General features: G+C 64.4%; 14 protein-coding genes and 1 tRNA gene. 9 read left to right on the forward strand and 6 right to left on the reverse strand.

From position 1 onward, the window contains the following. Positions 1–21: 21 nt before the first annotated feature. The gene (locus CD932_RS06230) at positions 22–1,020 is read right to left on the reverse strand and encodes a TRAP transporter substrate-binding protein (RefSeq protein WP_094441873.1); all 999 of its coding nucleotides are present in this window, start codon (positions 1,018–1,020) and stop codon (positions 22–24) included. Positions 1,021–1,148: 128 nt separating this feature from the next. Here CD932_RS06230 and CD932_RS06235 point away from each other — a divergent pair, with 128 nt between their 5' ends. After that, a complete protein-coding gene (locus tag CD932_RS06235; RefSeq protein ID WP_094441874.1) occupies positions 1,149–3,167 on the forward strand; it encodes a PAS domain S-box protein in 2,019 nt (672 codons plus the stop codon). 52 nt (positions 3,168–3,219) lie between these two features. Continuing rightward, on the forward strand, positions 3,220–3,804 hold the full coding sequence (locus CD932_RS06240) for a response regulator transcription factor (RefSeq protein ID WP_094441875.1): 585 nt from the start codon (positions 3,220–3,222) through the stop codon (positions 3,802–3,804). Between the two features lie 184 nt (positions 3,805–3,988). On the opposite strand, the gene CD932_RS06245 is transcribed toward CD932_RS06240, so the two are convergent. From CD932_RS06245 to queG, 3 genes are all read right to left on the reverse strand, one after another. Beyond that, a complete protein-coding gene (locus tag CD932_RS06245) occupies positions 3,989–4,816 on the reverse strand; it encodes a siderophore-interacting protein (protein ID WP_094441876.1) in 828 nt (275 codons plus the stop codon). Between the two features lie 23 nt (positions 4,817–4,839). Then, the gene (locus tag CD932_RS06250; protein ID WP_094441877.1) at positions 4,840–5,475 is read right to left on the reverse strand and encodes a PadR family transcriptional regulator; all 636 of its coding nucleotides are present in this window, start codon (positions 5,473–5,475) and stop codon (positions 4,840–4,842) included. An 89-nt stretch (positions 5,476–5,564) separates the two neighbouring features. After that, positions 5,565–6,656, reverse strand: a complete 1,092-nt coding sequence (gene queG, locus CD932_RS06255; RefSeq protein ID WP_094441878.1) for a tRNA epoxyqueuosine(34) reductase QueG — start codon at positions 6,654–6,656, stop codon at positions 5,565–5,567. Between the two features lie 95 nt (positions 6,657–6,751). On the opposite strand from queG, the gene tsaE reads away from it, so the two are divergent. Genes tsaE through CD932_RS06270 form a run of 3 tightly spaced genes read left to right on the forward strand, consistent with a single transcriptional unit; the run spans position 6,752 to position 9,472 of the window. Next, entirely contained in the window at positions 6,752–7,240 is a 489-nt protein-coding gene (gene tsaE / locus CD932_RS06260) for a tRNA (adenosine(37)-N6)-threonylcarbamoyltransferase complex ATPase subunit type 1 TsaE (RefSeq protein ID WP_094441879.1), read from the forward strand. Then, the gene (locus tag CD932_RS06265; protein ID WP_094441880.1) at positions 7,204–8,613 is read left to right on the forward strand and encodes an N-acetylmuramoyl-L-alanine amidase; all 1,410 of its coding nucleotides are present in this window, start codon (positions 7,204–7,206) and stop codon (positions 8,611–8,613) included. The genes tsaE and CD932_RS06265 overlap by 37 nt, the downstream gene beginning before the upstream one ends. A 13-nt stretch (positions 8,614–8,626) precedes the next feature. After that, entirely contained in the window at positions 8,627–9,472 is an 846-nt protein-coding gene (locus tag CD932_RS06270; protein WP_094441881.1) for a D-hexose-6-phosphate mutarotase, read from the forward strand. Here the strand turns inward: CD932_RS06270 and CD932_RS06275 are convergent. Together CD932_RS06275 and CD932_RS06280 are read right to left on the reverse strand one after the other, a co-directional pair. Then, positions 9,456–10,481 (reverse strand): carbonic anhydrase, encoded by a 1,026-nt coding sequence (locus tag CD932_RS06275; protein ID WP_094441882.1) that lies wholly within the window; start codon positions 10,479–10,481, stop codon positions 9,456–9,458. The two genes, CD932_RS06270 and CD932_RS06275, sit on opposite strands and share 17 nt — an antisense overlap. 137 nt (positions 10,482–10,618) lie before the next feature. Then, on the reverse strand, positions 10,619–11,269 hold the full coding sequence (locus tag CD932_RS06280) for a VTT domain-containing protein (protein WP_094441883.1): 651 nt from the start codon (positions 11,267–11,269) through the stop codon (positions 10,619–10,621). 271 nt (positions 11,270–11,540) lie between these two features. On the opposite strand from CD932_RS06280, the gene CD932_RS06285 reads away from it, so the two are divergent. The 4 genes from CD932_RS06285 to CD932_RS06300 all read left to right on the forward strand — a co-directional run bounded on the left by CD932_RS06285 (position 11,541) and on the right by CD932_RS06300 (position 15,528). Further along, positions 11,541–12,473: a peptidylprolyl isomerase gene (locus tag CD932_RS06285; RefSeq protein ID WP_094441884.1), complete on the forward strand. Its 933-nt coding sequence runs from the start codon at positions 11,541–11,543 to the stop codon at positions 12,471–12,473. A 30-nt stretch (positions 12,474–12,503) separates the two neighbouring features. Then, positions 12,504–14,417 carry a DNA mismatch repair endonuclease MutL gene (mutL, locus tag CD932_RS06290; protein ID WP_094441885.1) on the forward strand — a complete coding sequence of 638 codons (1,914 nt, stop codon included), beginning with the start codon at positions 12,504–12,506 and terminating at the stop codon, positions 14,415–14,417. 7 nt (positions 14,418–14,424) lie between these two features. After that, positions 14,425–15,372, forward strand: coding sequence for a tRNA (adenosine(37)-N6)-dimethylallyltransferase MiaA (gene miaA, locus CD932_RS06295; protein WP_094441886.1), 948 nt, complete (start codon positions 14,425–14,427; stop codon positions 15,370–15,372). Between the two features lie 79 nt (positions 15,373–15,451). Continuing rightward, positions 15,452–15,528 (forward strand) — tRNA-Met (locus tag CD932_RS06300). The last annotated feature ends 263 nt before the right edge of the window (positions 15,529–15,791 follow it).

Below are 15,791 nucleotides of genomic sequence, written 5' to 3' on the forward strand. Positions count from 1 at the left end.
CGCGGCGGAACTGCGCCGTGTTTACTTGGCGCTTTCCTTGTTGATGGCCGAGATCAGCTCCTTGCCGATGCGCTCTTCCATGCTCTTTTGCACGGGCGCGAGCGCACGGCGCCATTCAGCCTGCTCCTGCACCGTCAGGGTGTAGACCTGGGTCTTGCCCGTCTTCTTGATGGCGTCGAGGGCCTGGTCATTGTCGCGCTGGGCGATGGCTTTTTCAAACGTCGTCGCTTCGCGCATGGCTTTTTCCAGCTGGCCGCGTATCTCCGGCGGCAAGCCATCCCAGAATTTCTTGTTGACGATGACGGCGTAGCCCAGGTAGCCATGATTGGACACAGTCACATGCTTTTGCACTTCATGCATTTTTTGCGTATACATGTTCGACGGCGGATTTTCCGTGCCATCGACCACGCCGGTCTGCAGGGCCTGATACACTTCCGAAAAAGCCAGCACCTGTGGATTGGCGCCCAGCGCGCGCATCTGTGCGTCGAGCACCTTGGACGACTGGATGCGCATCTTCAGGCCCTTGAAGTCAGCCGGCTTGTGCAGCGGTTTGTTGGCCGACATGACCTTGAAACCATTGTCCCAGTACGCCAGCCCCGTGATACCCTTGGGTTCGAGCTTTTTCAGCAGGCTCTTGCCGATATCGCCTTCGGTGACGTTGTACAGGGCGGTCTTGGTCGGGAAAATATACGGCAGGTCGAACGCTTCGAATTCCTTCACGCCCAGCGGGCCGAATTTGGCCAGCGAAGGCGCCAGCATCTGCACCGCACCCAGTTGCAGGGCTTCAAGCTCTTCCTTGTCCTTGTACAGCTGGCTGTTCGGATACAGTTCGACCTTGACCTTGCCGTTGGTGGCTTTCTCGGCCAGTTGCTTGAAGCGCTCGGCAGCCTGGCCTTTTGGCGTATCGGTGGCCACCACATGGCTGAATTTGATGACGATCGGGGCCTGGGCATGGGCGCCGACGGCGGCGGTGGCGCCGATGGCCGCGCATAGCGCGACCAGAATGGATTTCATGTGCATTGCTGTCTCCTGTATGGTTTTTTAAAATTTATTATTTGTCTATTTCGATATTCCGCCAAAGAAAAATTCATGACTATTGTGGTTAACCACAATAGCCGCGTGCCGATTAGCCGCTACCCTGCGATCCCATGAACCGTCCCCCCACTTTCGCGCGCCGTTTTAAATTGTCCAGTCCGGTGCGCTGGCTGCTGCCGGTGATCCTGCTGCTGCTGTTCCTGTCGGTCCTGTTCTGGTTGCCATGGCAGGCGCGCCAGATGGAAAGCAACGAACGCCAGGAACAGCTGATCGCCGACACCCTGTGGGTGGAGCAAACCATCCGCTTTCAGCTTGGACGCAATGAGGAAAGCCTGTACAACCTGGGGGCCGACATCGCCAGCGGCATGCTGGACACGCCAAAGGTGCGCGAGCGGCTGCAGCAGATGTTGCGCAATGGCCGTGAACTGCAGCGCGTGCTGTGGCTCGACACCAGCGGCAAGATGCTCGCCAGCAGCGACGCCGGCGTGCCCCATGCGCTGACGTTCGCGCCCGCTTCGCTGACGGCCGCCGACAATGCGCGCCGGCTGCACCGTGGCCAGTACGCCCAGCCGGCGCAGCAAAGCGGCTTTCCCGACGTCCCGCCCGGCGCCATGCTGATGGACTACCATCAGCCTTTGTACAACGGCCAGCACTATATCGGCAGCCTGGTGGCCACCTATCAGATCAGTAGCCTGCTCGATGAAATGGTGCCCTGGTGGTTCGCCCAGGATAACCAGATTTCGCTGATCGACCGCGACGACAAGGTGCTGGCGCGGCGCGCCGCCGCCGGCCCCGGCCACGGCGTCTACACGCACAAGCGCGCGCTCGACGTGCCGGGCGCGAACATCACCCTGTTTACCGACAGCGTGAAAAGCCAGCCCAAGCTGCTGCCCAACCTGCTGGTCGGCTCGGTCATCGCCCTGTCGCTCGGTTTGCTGTGGAGCTTGCTGGCCCTGTGGCGCCATATCTCGCGCCGTCTGACGGCCGAAGGCGCGCTGCGCCAGCAGATGCTGTTTCGCACGGCGATGGAAAATTCGCTGGTCACCGGCATGCGCGCGCGCGACCTGGAGGGGCGCGTGACGTATGTGAATCCGGCGTTCTGCCAGATGGTCGGCTACAGCTCGGCAGACATCCTGGGACGATTGCCGCCGATGCCCTACTGGGCGCCCGAAGCAATGGACGAATACCAGCAGCGCTTTGCCAAGGCGCTGGCCGGCGACCTGACGCCGCAGTTCGAAACCTATTTCCAGCGCCCCGACGGCACCCGCGTGCCGGTGCTGATTTTCGAGGCGCCGCTGGTCGACAAGAACGGCAAGCAGACCGGCTGGATGGGCTCCGTGCTCGATATCTCGGACCGCAAGCGGGTCGAGGAACTCAATCGCCAGCAGCAGGAAAAGCTGCAGACCAGTTCGCGCCTGGCCACCATGGGCGAACTGGCCTCCATGCTCGCGCATGAGCTGAACCAGCCGCTGGCGGCCATTTCCAGCTATACCACCGGCGCGCTGAACCTGATCAGCAGGGCCAGCGACAGCGGCCAGCCGGTACCAGCCAATACCCTCAAACCGGCGCTGGAGCAGGCCAGCGCGCAGGCGCAGCGGGCTGGCCAGATCATCCGCAGCGTGCACGATTTCGTGCGCAAGAGCGAGCCGCAGCGCCAGGACATCGCTGTGCGCAGCCTGCTCGATGGCATCCGCGCGCTGATCGACCTGCAGGCGCGCAAATTCTATGTCACCATCGTCGAGGAAATTGCGCCCGAGCTGCCGCTGCTGCATGCCGATCCGGTGATGATCGAGCAGGTGCTGCTGAACCTGACGCGCAACGCCATCGAGGCGATGCAGGACGCCGCGCCTGGACGGCGTATCATGCGCCTGCGCGCCAGTTACGACGCACAGCAGGAAATGGTGACGGTGGAGGTGATCGACCAGGGCCATGGCATCCCCGAGGAGGTGGCCGAACGCCTGTTTTCGCCGTTTTTCTCGACCAAGGCCGAAGGCATGGGCATGGGCCTCAATATCTGCCGCACCGCCATCGAGTTCCATGGCGGCGCGCTGACTTTTGGTGCGAACCCGGCCGGCGGCACCATCTTCACCTTCAGCGTGCCGGCCGTGCCGCGCACCGTAACCGCAACGTAACGCATAACGCGACCAACGCATAACGACAGCGACGACTGTTACCGGAGAGACCATGCTGCATATTATCGACGACGAAGAAGTAGTGCGCGACTCCCTGTCCTGGCTGGCCGCCTCGCGCGGCATCGAGGCCCGCAGCTACGCCAGCGCACAGCAGTTCCTCGACAGCCTGGACGGCAGCTTTGACGAACAGGGCGACTGCGTGCTGCTCGACGTGCGCATGCCCGACATGAACGGCATCGCCCTGTTCGACCAGTTGGTCAAGCGCGACCTGGCGGCGCGCCTGCCGGTGATTTTCCTCACCGGCCACGGCGACGTGCCGATGGCCGTCGACAGCCTGAAACGCGGCGCGCTCGATTTCTTTGAAAAGCCGTTCAACGACAACGACCTGATGGACCGCGTGCAGCAGGGCCTGGCCAGCTCGCGCCAGGCCGGCGAACTGGCCGCCGTGCACGCCCGCCTGGCCACCCTGTCGACGCGCGAGCGCGAAGTGCTGGACCTGATTTTGGCCGGCAAGATGAACAAGGTGGTAGCCGACAAGCTGGGCATCAGCATGCGCACGGTGGAAGTGCACCGCGCGCATATTTTCGACAAGATGCAGGTCAAGACGGCGGTGGAGCTGGCGGGGTTGCTGAAGTAGCCCCTTAGCCTTAGCCGGCAAGTTACGTCCCTGCGCCTTGAGTCCACCCGCAAAGCGAATTAAAACCTGAGTCGCCGGCACGGGCACATCGGGCCGCGTCTCCGGCCCGCCGTTTTGTGCCTTGCGCCTGCAAATGCATGGCACAGCTTAACCAGACGACATCAGCATCAGCCGCCGGGCTTGATCAATCATCATGGTGTTCATGATGCTCGGCCGTGCCATGCTTCCAGTAACTGGCCACATGCAAATGCTGCTTCGGCACGCCGGCGTCGATAAAATGCGTGCGCAGCCCCTGCACCTGCGCATGCTCGCACGCCACCCACACATGGCCGTCGCCCTGCTGCGGCAAGGCGATCGCGCGCAGTTCTTCCAGCAAGAGCGCGCCGCTGCGGCCATTGCGCCCGACCCAGTGCAGATCGACCTGCGCGACTGACTCCAGCGCCAGCTGCTCGCCATCCTCGATGGTTTCAATCACGGCAATCGCGCGCGCGCCGGCCGGCAGTTGTTCCAGGCGGCGCGCGATCGCCGGCAGCGCCGTCTGGTCGCCGACCAGCACATACCAGTCAAAGTCGAGCGGCACCACCATCGAGCCGCGCGGCCCGCCCACGCCCAGGGTCTGGCCCGGCGCCGCTTGCGCGGCCCAGCTTGATGCCGGCCCGTCGCCATGCAGCACGAAGTCGATCTCGAGCTCGCCCTTGAGCGGGTCGTAGCGGCGCGGCGTGTAGTTGCGCGCGACCGGACGCGCGCCGTCGGCGTATTGAATCGGATTGGCGCCCTTGCCCAGCGCCGGCAATACCGGCCGGCTGTCGCCGGACGCCGGGAAAAACAGTTTGACGTGGTCGTCGTGCGAGGGCGACACAAAACCGTCAAGGTCGCCGCCGGCCAGGGTGATGCGGCGCATGTGCGCCGTCAGCGCCTCGGTGCGCACCACCGTCAGTACGCGCAGCTTGAGTTCATGGCGCAGGCGTTCGACGGCGTGCGGGCGCTGGGAAGTGCTTGCTGCATCAGTCATGTTCTGTCCTTTGTCGGTGAAGATCAGTGGCCGTCGACGATCTCGTTGGCGGCTTTTTCCAGGATGGCGGCTACCCGTTCGGTCTGCTCGTCGCTCCAGCTGGTTTTATTGAGCAGCAGCGCGTGCTTGAGGGTATGCATGGCCTGGTGCAGGCGCTCGGGCAGCGCGCGGCGCGCCTGCATGCGGGCGACCATGTCGAGACGGGCGAAAATGCCGTCGACCTGGGCACGGTTGGCGTCGAGATAAAGGCGGCCCTGCTCCGTGATGGTATAGAGCTTCTTGCCGCTGCCGCTATCGGACGCCGTCACCTGGTCCTGCTCTTCGAGCAAGGTCAAGGTCGGGTAGACCGCGCCCGGGCTGGGGGCATAGGCGCCGGCGCAACGCTCTTCGATGGCCTTGATGATTTCGTAACCGTGGCGCGGGCTGATCTCGATCAGCGCCAGCACGATCAGCGGCAGGTCGCCGCGGCCAAACACGCGCTCGGCGCGTTCGCCGCGCCCGCCACGGCCCATGCCGTCGCCGCGTTCGCCGCCGTTGCCGTCAAGGCCGCCACGCGGTCCGCGCCCGTGCAGATCCATGCGCTCATGCCGATGGTGGTGGTCATGATGATGGTGATGGCGGCCGCCATGGCCCTGTTCTGTGTATGCCGAGTTTCTCATGTTTTCTCTTCTTTAAAGATATATCGTTAGTAGGTATCGTCATCTTATAACGATATATCGATAAGTCAAGGAAAAGAAATGTAACTGGCTCAGGCCACGCCGTGCAGGGCCAGCGCCCATTCAATGTGTTCGCGCACCATCGCGGACGGATGGTCGCGCCGTGACAGCAGCGCCGCCACGATATCGGGCTGGCCCTTGGCCTTGGCCGCTGCATTGCCCATGCCGACGGCCAGGTTGCGCAGCCAGCGTTCGTGGCCGATGCGGCGGATCGCGCTGCCTTCCATGCGGCGGTTGAACTCTTCTTCGCTCCAGGCGAACAGTTGGGCCATGCCGGCGCTGCCCAGGCCGTGGCGCTCGTCGAAGTCGGGCACCACGGCGCGCTGGGCGAACTTGTTCCACGGGCAGACGGTCTGGCAATCGTCGCAGCCATACACCTTGTTGCCGATCAGTGCACGCATCTCGACCGGAATCGCGCCCTTCAATTCGATGGTGAGATAGGAGATGCAGCGGCGCGCGTCGAGCTTGTGCGGTCCCAGAATGGCCTGGGTCGGGCACACCGTGATGCAGGCCGAGCACTGGCCGCAGCGCGGGGTCTCGGGCGCATCGACCGGCAGCGGCACGTCGACCAGGATCTCGCCGAGAAAAAAGAAGGAGCCGCCCTGGCGGTTGATCAGCAAGGTGTGCTTGCCGCGCCAGCCCAGCCCCGCCCTGGTGGCCAGTTCGACTTCCATCACGGGCGCCGAATCGCTGAACACGCGGTAGCCGAAGTCGCCGATTTCGCCCTTGATGCGTTCGGCCAGCTGCTGCAGGCGCGAGCGCATCACCTTGTGATAGTCGCGCCCGCGCGCGTACACCGAGATCACGGCGGCCGACGGATCGGCGTCGCGCGCCGCCTCGTGTGCGCGCCAGTCGGGCCCCAGCGCCGGCGGCAGGTAGTTCATGCGCGCGCTGATGGCGCGCACCGTACCCGGCACCAGTTCGGCCGGACGCGCACGCTTCATGCCGTGGCTGGCCATGTATTCCATCTCGCCGTGATACCCTGCGTCCAGCCAGGCCTGCAAGGGCGCCTCCATGTGCGCCAGGTCGACATCGGCGATGCGCACCTCGGCAAAACCGAGCTCGCGCCCCCATTGCTTGATGGTGCGCGCCAAGGCGACGAGATCGGTGACGGTGGTGGACATAGGAAACTTTACGAAATGCGGCAGCAGCGCTGGCGGTTACAATGACTGCTGCGCGCAGGCGCAGGCGGCCTCTATTTTATGCGATACCGACAACCATGACCGAACACTTCAAAGCCCATCTCCACGATGAAGCCGGCACGGCCGCCCTGGGCAGCGCCCTGGCGCGCGCGCTGGCGCCGGGACTGGCGATCCATCTGCACGGTGACCTGGGCGCCGGCAAGACGGCCCTCACGCGCGCCCTGCTGCACGCGGCCGGCCATGCGGGCCATGTAAAAAGTCCCACCTACACCCTGTCCGAACCGTATTCGATACAGCTGGACGGCCAGGCCGTGCAGGTGATTCACTTCGACCTGTACCGCATGGGCAGCGCCGAAGAATTCCTCGACGCCGGTTTTCGCGAGGACTTCGACGGCCATAACATCTGCATCATCGAGTGGCCGGAAAAAGCCTTTCCGGTGCTGCCGCCGGCCGACCTCGCTATTTATTTGAGCGTGGCGGGACAGGGCCGTGATGTAAAATTGCAAGCGTCTTCTGAATTGGGTCTGTCATGCCTCCACCGTCTCACATTCGCCCCGAACCTTTGATATCGTCGCCGATCACACGGCGTACGGTACTGAAGGCCGGCGGCACCCTGCTGTTGTCCGTGTTCGCGCCGATGTCGGCGATGGCGGCGCAAATCCTCGCCGTGCGCGTCTGGCCGGCCGACGACTACACCCGCGTCACGCTGGAAAACGACAGCATCCTCAAGGCGACCCATTTCATCGTCAAGGACCCGGAACGCCTGGTGGTCGATATCGAGGGACTCGAACTCAATCCCACGCTCAAGGGCCTGGTGGCCAAGATCCAGTCAAACGATCCGTACATCAAGCAGGTGCGCGTGGGCCAGAACCGGCCGCACGTGGTGCGCCTGGTGTTCGACCTGAAGGAAGAAGTGCGCCCGCAGCTGTTTACCCTGCCGCCGGCGGGCGCCTATAACCACCGCCTGATCTTCGATTTGTATCCGGTGCAGGAACCGGACCTGATCGCGCAGATGATCGAAAAAGGCGACTGGTCGAGCGACCCGAACAAGCCGTTGATGAGCGACACGCACACGCCGCCGCCGGCGCTGCCCCTGCCCGAAAGCGGCAAGCCGCCGCTGGTCGTGGTGATACCGGGCGTGCCGGCTACGCCCGCCGTGCCGGCGATGCGCCCCGACCTGCGCCCGGAACAGCGTCCCGAGGCGCGGCGCCAGCCGGGCCAGAAAGTGGTGCGCATGATTACCGTCACACTCGACCCCGGCCATGGCGGCGAGGACCCGGGCGCCAGCGGGAGCCGTGGCAGCCGCGAAAAAGACGTGGTGCTGGCCATTGCCAAGCGCTTGAAAGCCAAGCTTGAGCTGCTGCCGAACATGCGCGTGATGCTCACGCGCGACGCCGACTTTTTCGTCCCGCTCGGCATGCGCGTGGAAAAGGCGCGCAAGGTGCAGGCCGACCTGTTCGTCTCGATCCACGCCGACGCCTTCGTGCAGCCGACCGCGCGCGGTTCGTCCGTGTTCGCGCTGTCCGAAAAAGGCGCCTCCTCGAGCGCGGCGCGCTGGCTGGCGGATAAAGAAAACCAGGCCGACCTGATCGGCGGCGTCAACATGGGCAACCACGACCGGCAGCTGGCCAGCGTGCTGCTCGACCTGTCGACCACCGCGCAGATCAACGACAGCATGAAGCTGGGCGCGGCCGTGCTGCGCGAAATCGGCGGCATCAACCGCCTGCACAAGGGCTCGGTCGAGCAGGCCGGCTTCGCCGTGCTCAAAGCGCCCGACATTCCCTCCATCCTGATCGAGACCGCCTTTATTTCCAACCCGGAAGAAGAAGCCAAGCTGACCGACAACGGCTACCAGGACCAGATGGCCGACGCCATCGTCACGGGCATCAAGAATTATTTTGCGAAAAATCCGCCGCTGGCGAAAAGCCGCATGACCTGACAGGAACACAAGCATGAGCAAGAACACATTTGGCCAGTTGCCGGCCGTGACCATCCGCGCCGCCGATGGCGCGCAGGCGACGGTAACGCTGTACGGCGGCCACCTGGTGTCGTGGCGCAGCAGCGATGGCCGCGAACGCCTGTTCTGCAGCCGCGAGTCAAAGCTCGACGGCAGCCGCGCGATCCGTGGCGGCGTGCCCGTGATCTTCCCGCAGTTCGGCGCGCGCGGCGCCGGCATGCGCCACGGCTTTGCCCGCGTGGCGACCTGGCAGCAAGCAGCCAGCGGCGTGGACGACGGCGCTGCCTGGGTCGAATTGCGCCTGACCCAGGACGCTTTGCCGCCGGCGATCGCCGCCGCCTGGCCATTCGCGTTTGCGCTGCGCCTGCGCGTGGCGGTGCGAGACCAGTCGCTCGATATCGATTTTACCGTGCACAACACGGGCGAGCAGGCCTTCCCGTTTTCGGCCGCCCTGCACAGCTATTTCGCCATCGAGCGGCTGGACCAGGCGCGCATCACCGGCCTGCAGCGCGTGCGCTATTCGGACGAGACGCCGCCGGACGCGCTGCAAGCCGAAGAGGTGCTGCAATTTGCCGACAAGTTGGATCGCATCTATCACCAGCTGCCCGGCCCCTTGCAACTGGCCTCAGGCGGCGACACGCTGCGCCTGGCGCAACAGGGTTTTACCGATGCGGTGGTGTGGAATCCGGGCGCGCAGGACGCAGCCGCCCTGCCCGACCTGGCCGACGATGAATATACGCGTTTTGTCTGCATCGAAGCGGCCCTGATCGAGCCGGACCTGCTGGCCGCCGGCGCCGCATGGCATGGCAGCGCGCAGTTGCAGTTCAATTCGATTCCTTGATGATCCTGCCGTTGGTAGCCTGAACCGGGCGTGCGTTCAGCGGATACAAGCGGCTGAACAGCGCCATCTGCGCCGCCGACGCCTGCACCGGCTGCTTCATCACCAGCCACAGCACGTTCTCGCTGCAGGGCGGCTCCGTCATCGAGCCCATGTAGGTGTAGTAATCGCGCCGCGCCGGCACCATCTCCATCGGGTCGAGCAGAATCGACGGGCTCATGGTGTCGAATTTCTCCAGCGGCAGGTTGTTCCACACGGTCTGGATGGTCGCTTGCGGCGTACCGCGTTCGAGCATCAGCGCCAGGATGGCCAGTTTGCCTTCGGCGTCGCGGTGCACCAGGTGCACCACCATCTCATAGGTCTTGCCATTGATGCGGTCTTCCGACGGCCGGTGGAAATGGAACTGCTGCAGCTCGAACATGCGGTTCTGCACCGTGAGGTAGTTGCCGCTGCCCACGCCCACCTGCACCGTGTGGCCGTTGTCGATCACGTTGAACGACGAGGGATGGTAGTCAAAACTGATCTGCTCCAGTTCCACCTTCATGCCGTCGCGGATATCGATCGGCGACTGGCGGTTGCCGCTGCCGCACTTGCCCCAGTCCACATTGATCTTGCTCCAGTTGGCCGGGCCGCTGTCGCCTTCGTACGACCAGTGCGTGCCGCGCGCCACCGGTGGCGTTGGCGCAGACGGCGCGGCTTTCGCCACGGTGGCGTGCCTGGCACGGGCGGCCGCGCGGGCGGCCTGGGTGGCGCGCATGGCCGCCAGGCGTGCCGCGATGCGTTCGGACAGATCGACTTCGGACGCCTCTTCCTTGTCGCGCGCGGTGGGGGCCACGATCACGGGCGGCTTGCCCTTGACGGACTCGGTCAGGGTTTTCATGGCGGCCGCGCGCTCGGACGCCGACGCGGGAGCCTTGGCGGCGGGAACCGGCGACGCGGGGGCATCTTTGGCGCTGGCCATCGCCGTCATCACGGCCAGGCTGCAAGCTAACAGGGCGCTCAAGTGTCGCATGGAAATCCAGAAAGTAAGAGTACTCTCTGGTTTACGGCTGGAAAGATCCAAAACTTGAATGCAGGGGGAGGCACGACAGGACAAAAGAAGGGAAAAGCCGGCTGCGGGCGCGATGGCCACGCAGCCGTGTGCTGCGATCAAGCCGACCTGGCCGTCATTTTCTTGTACAGTTTCCAGATGCCGCCCAGCGCCACCGGCACCACGGCCGCGCCCACGCCGATCAGCACGATCAGGGTCAGGTGGTCGCGGATCCACGGAATATTGCCAAAGAAGTAGCCGGCCGTGACCAGGCCCACCACCCACAGCACCGCGCCCGTGATGTTGTACATCTGGAAGCGCGTGTGCGTCATGTCGGAAATACCGGCCACGAACGGGGCAAAGGTGCGCACCACCGGCACGAAGCGCGCCAGGATGATCGTCTTGCCGCCATGCTTTTCAAAAAACTCATGCGTGCGGCGCATGGCGTCCTTGTTGATCCAGCGGTAATCGTGGGTAAACACCCTTTGCCCGATGGCCTCGCCTATCCAGTAATTGAGGGTATTGCCGGTGACGGCGGCCGTGACCAGCAAAGCGATCAGCAGGCCCAGGTGCATCTGGCCGGTCGCGCAAAAAGCGCCGGCGATAAACAGCAAGGTATCGCCGGGAAAGAAAAACAGCACCACCAAACCTGTTTCACAAAAAATAATGGCGAACAACACCGCATACACGAGCGTGCCGTACTGTTCAATCAAGAGGCCGAGTGTCTTGTCGACATGAACAATCATGTCGAGGAATTGCACAAAATCCATATTTTTTTCCCTAAAGGTAGCGCCGGAATCATACACCACCGAGCCTGTGCGACGGCAGTCCCGGGGCCGATATTTCGTGATTAATTTATCAGCGCCCGGGCAAGCGTGGCACGCGGTGTCACAATTTAAGGCCAGGTTAAGGAAACCGCAAGCCGCCGGCCTTGCGGCATCACATGCGGGCGCGCTGTTGCGCCATGTTTTTCCTTCCGAAATATTGCTATTGCGTTATACACTTTCCGCCGGGCGCAAGCCGCGCCAGCCAGGAGAGACCATGCGAAAACCCCACCTCACGGCACTGACCATCGCCGCCGCCCTCGGCGCCGCGCTGCCGTCCCTGCACGCCGCCACCATCCGCGCGCCAGCCGAACTGCCCGCCAAACCGACGGTGGCCGACACCATCAAGGCGTCCACGCCGGCCGACTGGCGCGCGCTGGACCCGGCCAATACCTTGTACCTGGATATTGCGGCAGGGCGCGTCGTGATCGAACTGGCGCCCGAGTTCGCGCCGAAGCACGTGGCCAATATCAAGGCGCTGGTGGCCGAGCGCTATTACGACGGCCTGGCGATCACGCGCGCGCAGGACAACTGGGTGGCGCAATGGGGCGACCCCGATGAAAAGAATCCGAAAGCCATCCATCATGCACAGCGCACCCTGCCCGGCGAATTTACCGTGCCGATGAACACCATCAGCAGCTTCACGCGCCTGCCTGACGCGGACGGCTACGCGCCGCAAGTGGGCCACAGCAACGGTTTTGCTTCGGCGCGCGATCCGCAAAGCGGCACCGCCTGGCTCACGCATTGCTACGCCACCGTCGGCGTGGGCCGCGACGTGGGCAGCGACAGCGGCGGCGGCACCGAGCTGTACGCCGTCATCGGCCAGTCGCCGCGCCACCTGGACCGCGACATCACGGTGGTCGGGCGGGTGGTCTCCGGCATGCCCCTGCTCTCGACCCTGCCACGCGGCGCCGGACCGATGGGCTTTTACGACAGCCCGGACAAAAACGTGCCGATCAAGTCCGTGCGCCTGGCATCGGAAGTGCCGCCTGAACAGCGCGTGCGGCTGGAAGTGATGCGCACCGACAGCGCCGCCTACCAGGGCGTACTGGAAGCCCAGCGCAACCGGGGCGGACCGTGGAGCAAGGTGCAGGCCGGGCATGTTGACTTGTGCAATGCACCGATACCGGTACGCGAGGTGGGGAAATAGGCGTCACGCCAGCCACGCTATAATCACGGCATGAACGCTCCCCTCACGCCCCACCGTCCGATCCAGGCCCTGCCTGACCAGCTGATTTCGCAAATCGCCGCCGGCGAGGTGGTCGAGCGGCCTTCGGCGGTGGTCAAGGAGCTGCTGGAAAACGCGCTCGACTCGGGCGCCACGCAGATCACCGTGCGCCTGGAAGAGGGTGGCGTGAAGCGCATCGCGATCACCGACAACGGCCGCGGCATAGCCAAAGACCAGCTGCCGCTGGCCCTGGCGCGCCACGCCACGTCAAAAATCGCCTCGCTGCACGACCTGGAAAACGTCGGTACTTTGGGCTTTCGCGGCGAGGCGCTGGCCTCGATCGCGTCGGTGGCGGCCGTCACCGTCACCTCGCGCACGGCGGACGCTGACCACGCCTGGGAAATCGTCGGCTCGCACACTGGCACGGTGGCGCCCTCGTCGGGCGCACCGGGCACCACGGTCGACGTGCAGGACCTGTATTTCAATACCCCGGCGCGGCGCAAATTCCTGAAGTCCGAACAGACCGAATACGGCCACTGCGCCGAAGTCGTGCGCCGCATCGCGCTGGCGCGGCCCGACGTGTCGTTCTCGCTGTCGCACAACGGCCGCACCATCGATCAATGGAACATCACTGAACTGGCCAGGCGCAGCGCGCATATCCTTGGCAATGATTTTGCCGAAGCGCGCCTGGCGCTGGACGAAGCGGCCGGCAGCCTGCGCCTGCACGGCTTTGCCGGCTTGCCAACGGCCTCCAAGGCGCGCGCCGACGGCCAGTTCTTTTATGTCAACGGCCGCTTCGTGCGCGACAAGCTGCTGGTGCACGCGGTGCGCATGGCCTACCAGGACGTGCTGCACGGCGACCGCTTTCCGTCCTACGTGCTGGCGCTCGATCTCGACCCGTCGCTGGTTGACGTGAACGTCCATCCGTCCAAAATCGAAGTGCGCTTCCGCGACAGCCGCTCGGTGCACCAGTTCGTGTTCCACGCGGTGCAGCGCGCGCTGGCGCAAACCTCGGCCACCGCTTTTGGCAGCGTGCCGGCGCCCTTGCCGGCCGCCGCCAGCCTCGGCGGCGATACTGCTGGCCCCGGCCTGGGTGGACCTGGCCTATGGCGCCGCGAGCAGACGCAGACCTCGTTCGGCGCGCAGTTCACCAATACCTTTGCGCCGGCCCCGGTCCCGGTCCCGGCTGGCGGCGCCGTGCCCTTCTTTGCCGACGCGCCGGGGGTTGAGCAGACGACGGCCGCGTATGGCGCGCTGTTTGGCGGCGCCGCGTCGCCGGTCACGCAGGTGCAGCCCTATGTCGCCTCGCCCGAAGCGATGGCGCGCGAAGAGTATCCACTGGGCTTCGCCCTGGCCCAGCTGCACGGCATTTATATTCTGGCGCAGAACACCAGGGGCCTGGTGCTGGTCGACATGCACGCGGCACATGAGCGCATCCTGTACGAGCAGCTGAAAAACGCGCTGCAGGCGCAGGTGTCGGGCCAGGACATGCAGGTGCAAGCCTTGCTGATTCCCGTGACGTTTTATGCGGACGCGATCGAAGTGTCGACGGCGAACGAAAACCAGGACACGTTAAAGGCGCTGGGCTTCGATATCGCCGCCCTGTCGCCCACCACCCTGGCCGTGCGCAGCGTGCCGACGCTGCTGAAAAACGCCGACGCGCAGACGCTGGCGCGCGACGTGCTGCGCGACGTGCGCGAATACGGCGGCTCGCGCGTGCTGATCGAGCGCCAGAACGAACTGTTGGGCACCCTCGCCTGCCACACGGCCGTGCGCGCCAACCGCATCCTGTCAGTGCAGGAAATGAACGCCCTGTTGCGCCAGATGGAAAGCACCGAGCGCGCCGACCAGTGCAACCATGGTCGGCCGACCTGGGTGCAGGTCGAGATCAATGCGCTCGATAAATTATTTTTACGTGGGCAGTAGATTCAATATGACCAACACCCCCACGCTCCCCCCCGCCGTCGCCATCATGGGCCCCACGGCCAGCGGCAAGACCGCCTGCGCGCTGGCCATCGCGCAAGCCATCCCTTCCGAGATCATCTCGGTCGACTCCGCCCTCGTCTATCGCGGCATGGATATCGGCACGGCCAAGCCCACGCTTGACGAACTGGCGGCCGTGCCGCATCACCTGATCGATATCATCGACCCGCTCGACGCCTACTCGGTGGCGCAGTTCCGCAACGCTACCCTGCGCCTGGTGAGTGAGATCACGGCGCGCGGCAAGTTGCCACTGCTGGTCGGCGGCACCATGTTGTATTTCAAGGCTCTGGCCGATGGCCTGGACGACCTGCCCGGCGCCGACCCGGCCCTGCGTGTGCAACTGGAAGAAGACGCGGCCGCCATCGGCTGGCCCGCCATGCATGCGCGCCTGGCCGCGCTCGATCCCGTCACGGCGGCGCGCCTGGCGCCGAACGACGCGCAGCGCGTCCAGCGCGCGCTGGAAATCATCGCCCTGTCGGGCCAGCCCATGTCGGCCCTGCTGGCGCTGCGCGAAAAAACCGTGCTGCCATTCCAGCTGCAGTCGTTTGCGCTGGAGCCGTCCGACCGCGCCGTGCTGCACGCGCGCATCGCCACGCGTTTTGATGCCATGCTGAAAGACGACGCCCTGCTGGACGAAGTGGAAACGCTGCGCCGGCGCGGCGACCTGCACCCGGGCCTGCCTTCGATGCGCTGCGTCGGCTACCGCCAGGCCTGGGACTACCTCGACGGTCGCATCGACCGCGCCGCACTGCGCGAGACAGGCATTATCGCCACGCGCCAACTGGCCAAGCGCCAGCTGACCTGGCTGCGTTCCATGCCGGAGCGCATCGTCATCGACTGCCTGGGTGCTGACCCGGCCGGACAGATGCTGGCGCAGATCCGGACGCGCCTGAGCTAAGCCGGGGCGAAAAACCCACAGATTTTTTGCGGCCGGCATTGACAAGGAAAACGGAAGACCGGATAATGCTCGGCTGTTGGGTGATATAGCTCAGTTGGTTAGAGCACAGCATTCATAATGCTGGGGTCGGTGGTTCAAGTCCACCTATCACCACCAAGAATTCATCTTCCAAGGTACCAGGAAGGCGAAGAAGCTGTAGTTCTCCCTCTGGAGACTGCGGCTTTTTTACGTCTGGTCATCCCAAGACGTCCCGCAGCGTCCGAACTTTATGGAGGGGGTGGGGTACGACCACCAGAGGCAACGGTCTTGACGATCAGGCTGCGATCTTCGACACGGCGCTCACACTCAGGAACCTCGCCCTCACGTAACAGCACTTTCACTTCAAAGATCTGGCTCAAGAGGCTGACCTTTAACTACCC

Origin of the sequence: Janthinobacterium sp. PC23-8 (assembly GCF_002250505.1) — a bacterium.
GTDB lineage: Bacteria > Pseudomonadota > Gammaproteobacteria > Burkholderiales > Burkholderiaceae_D > Janthinobacterium.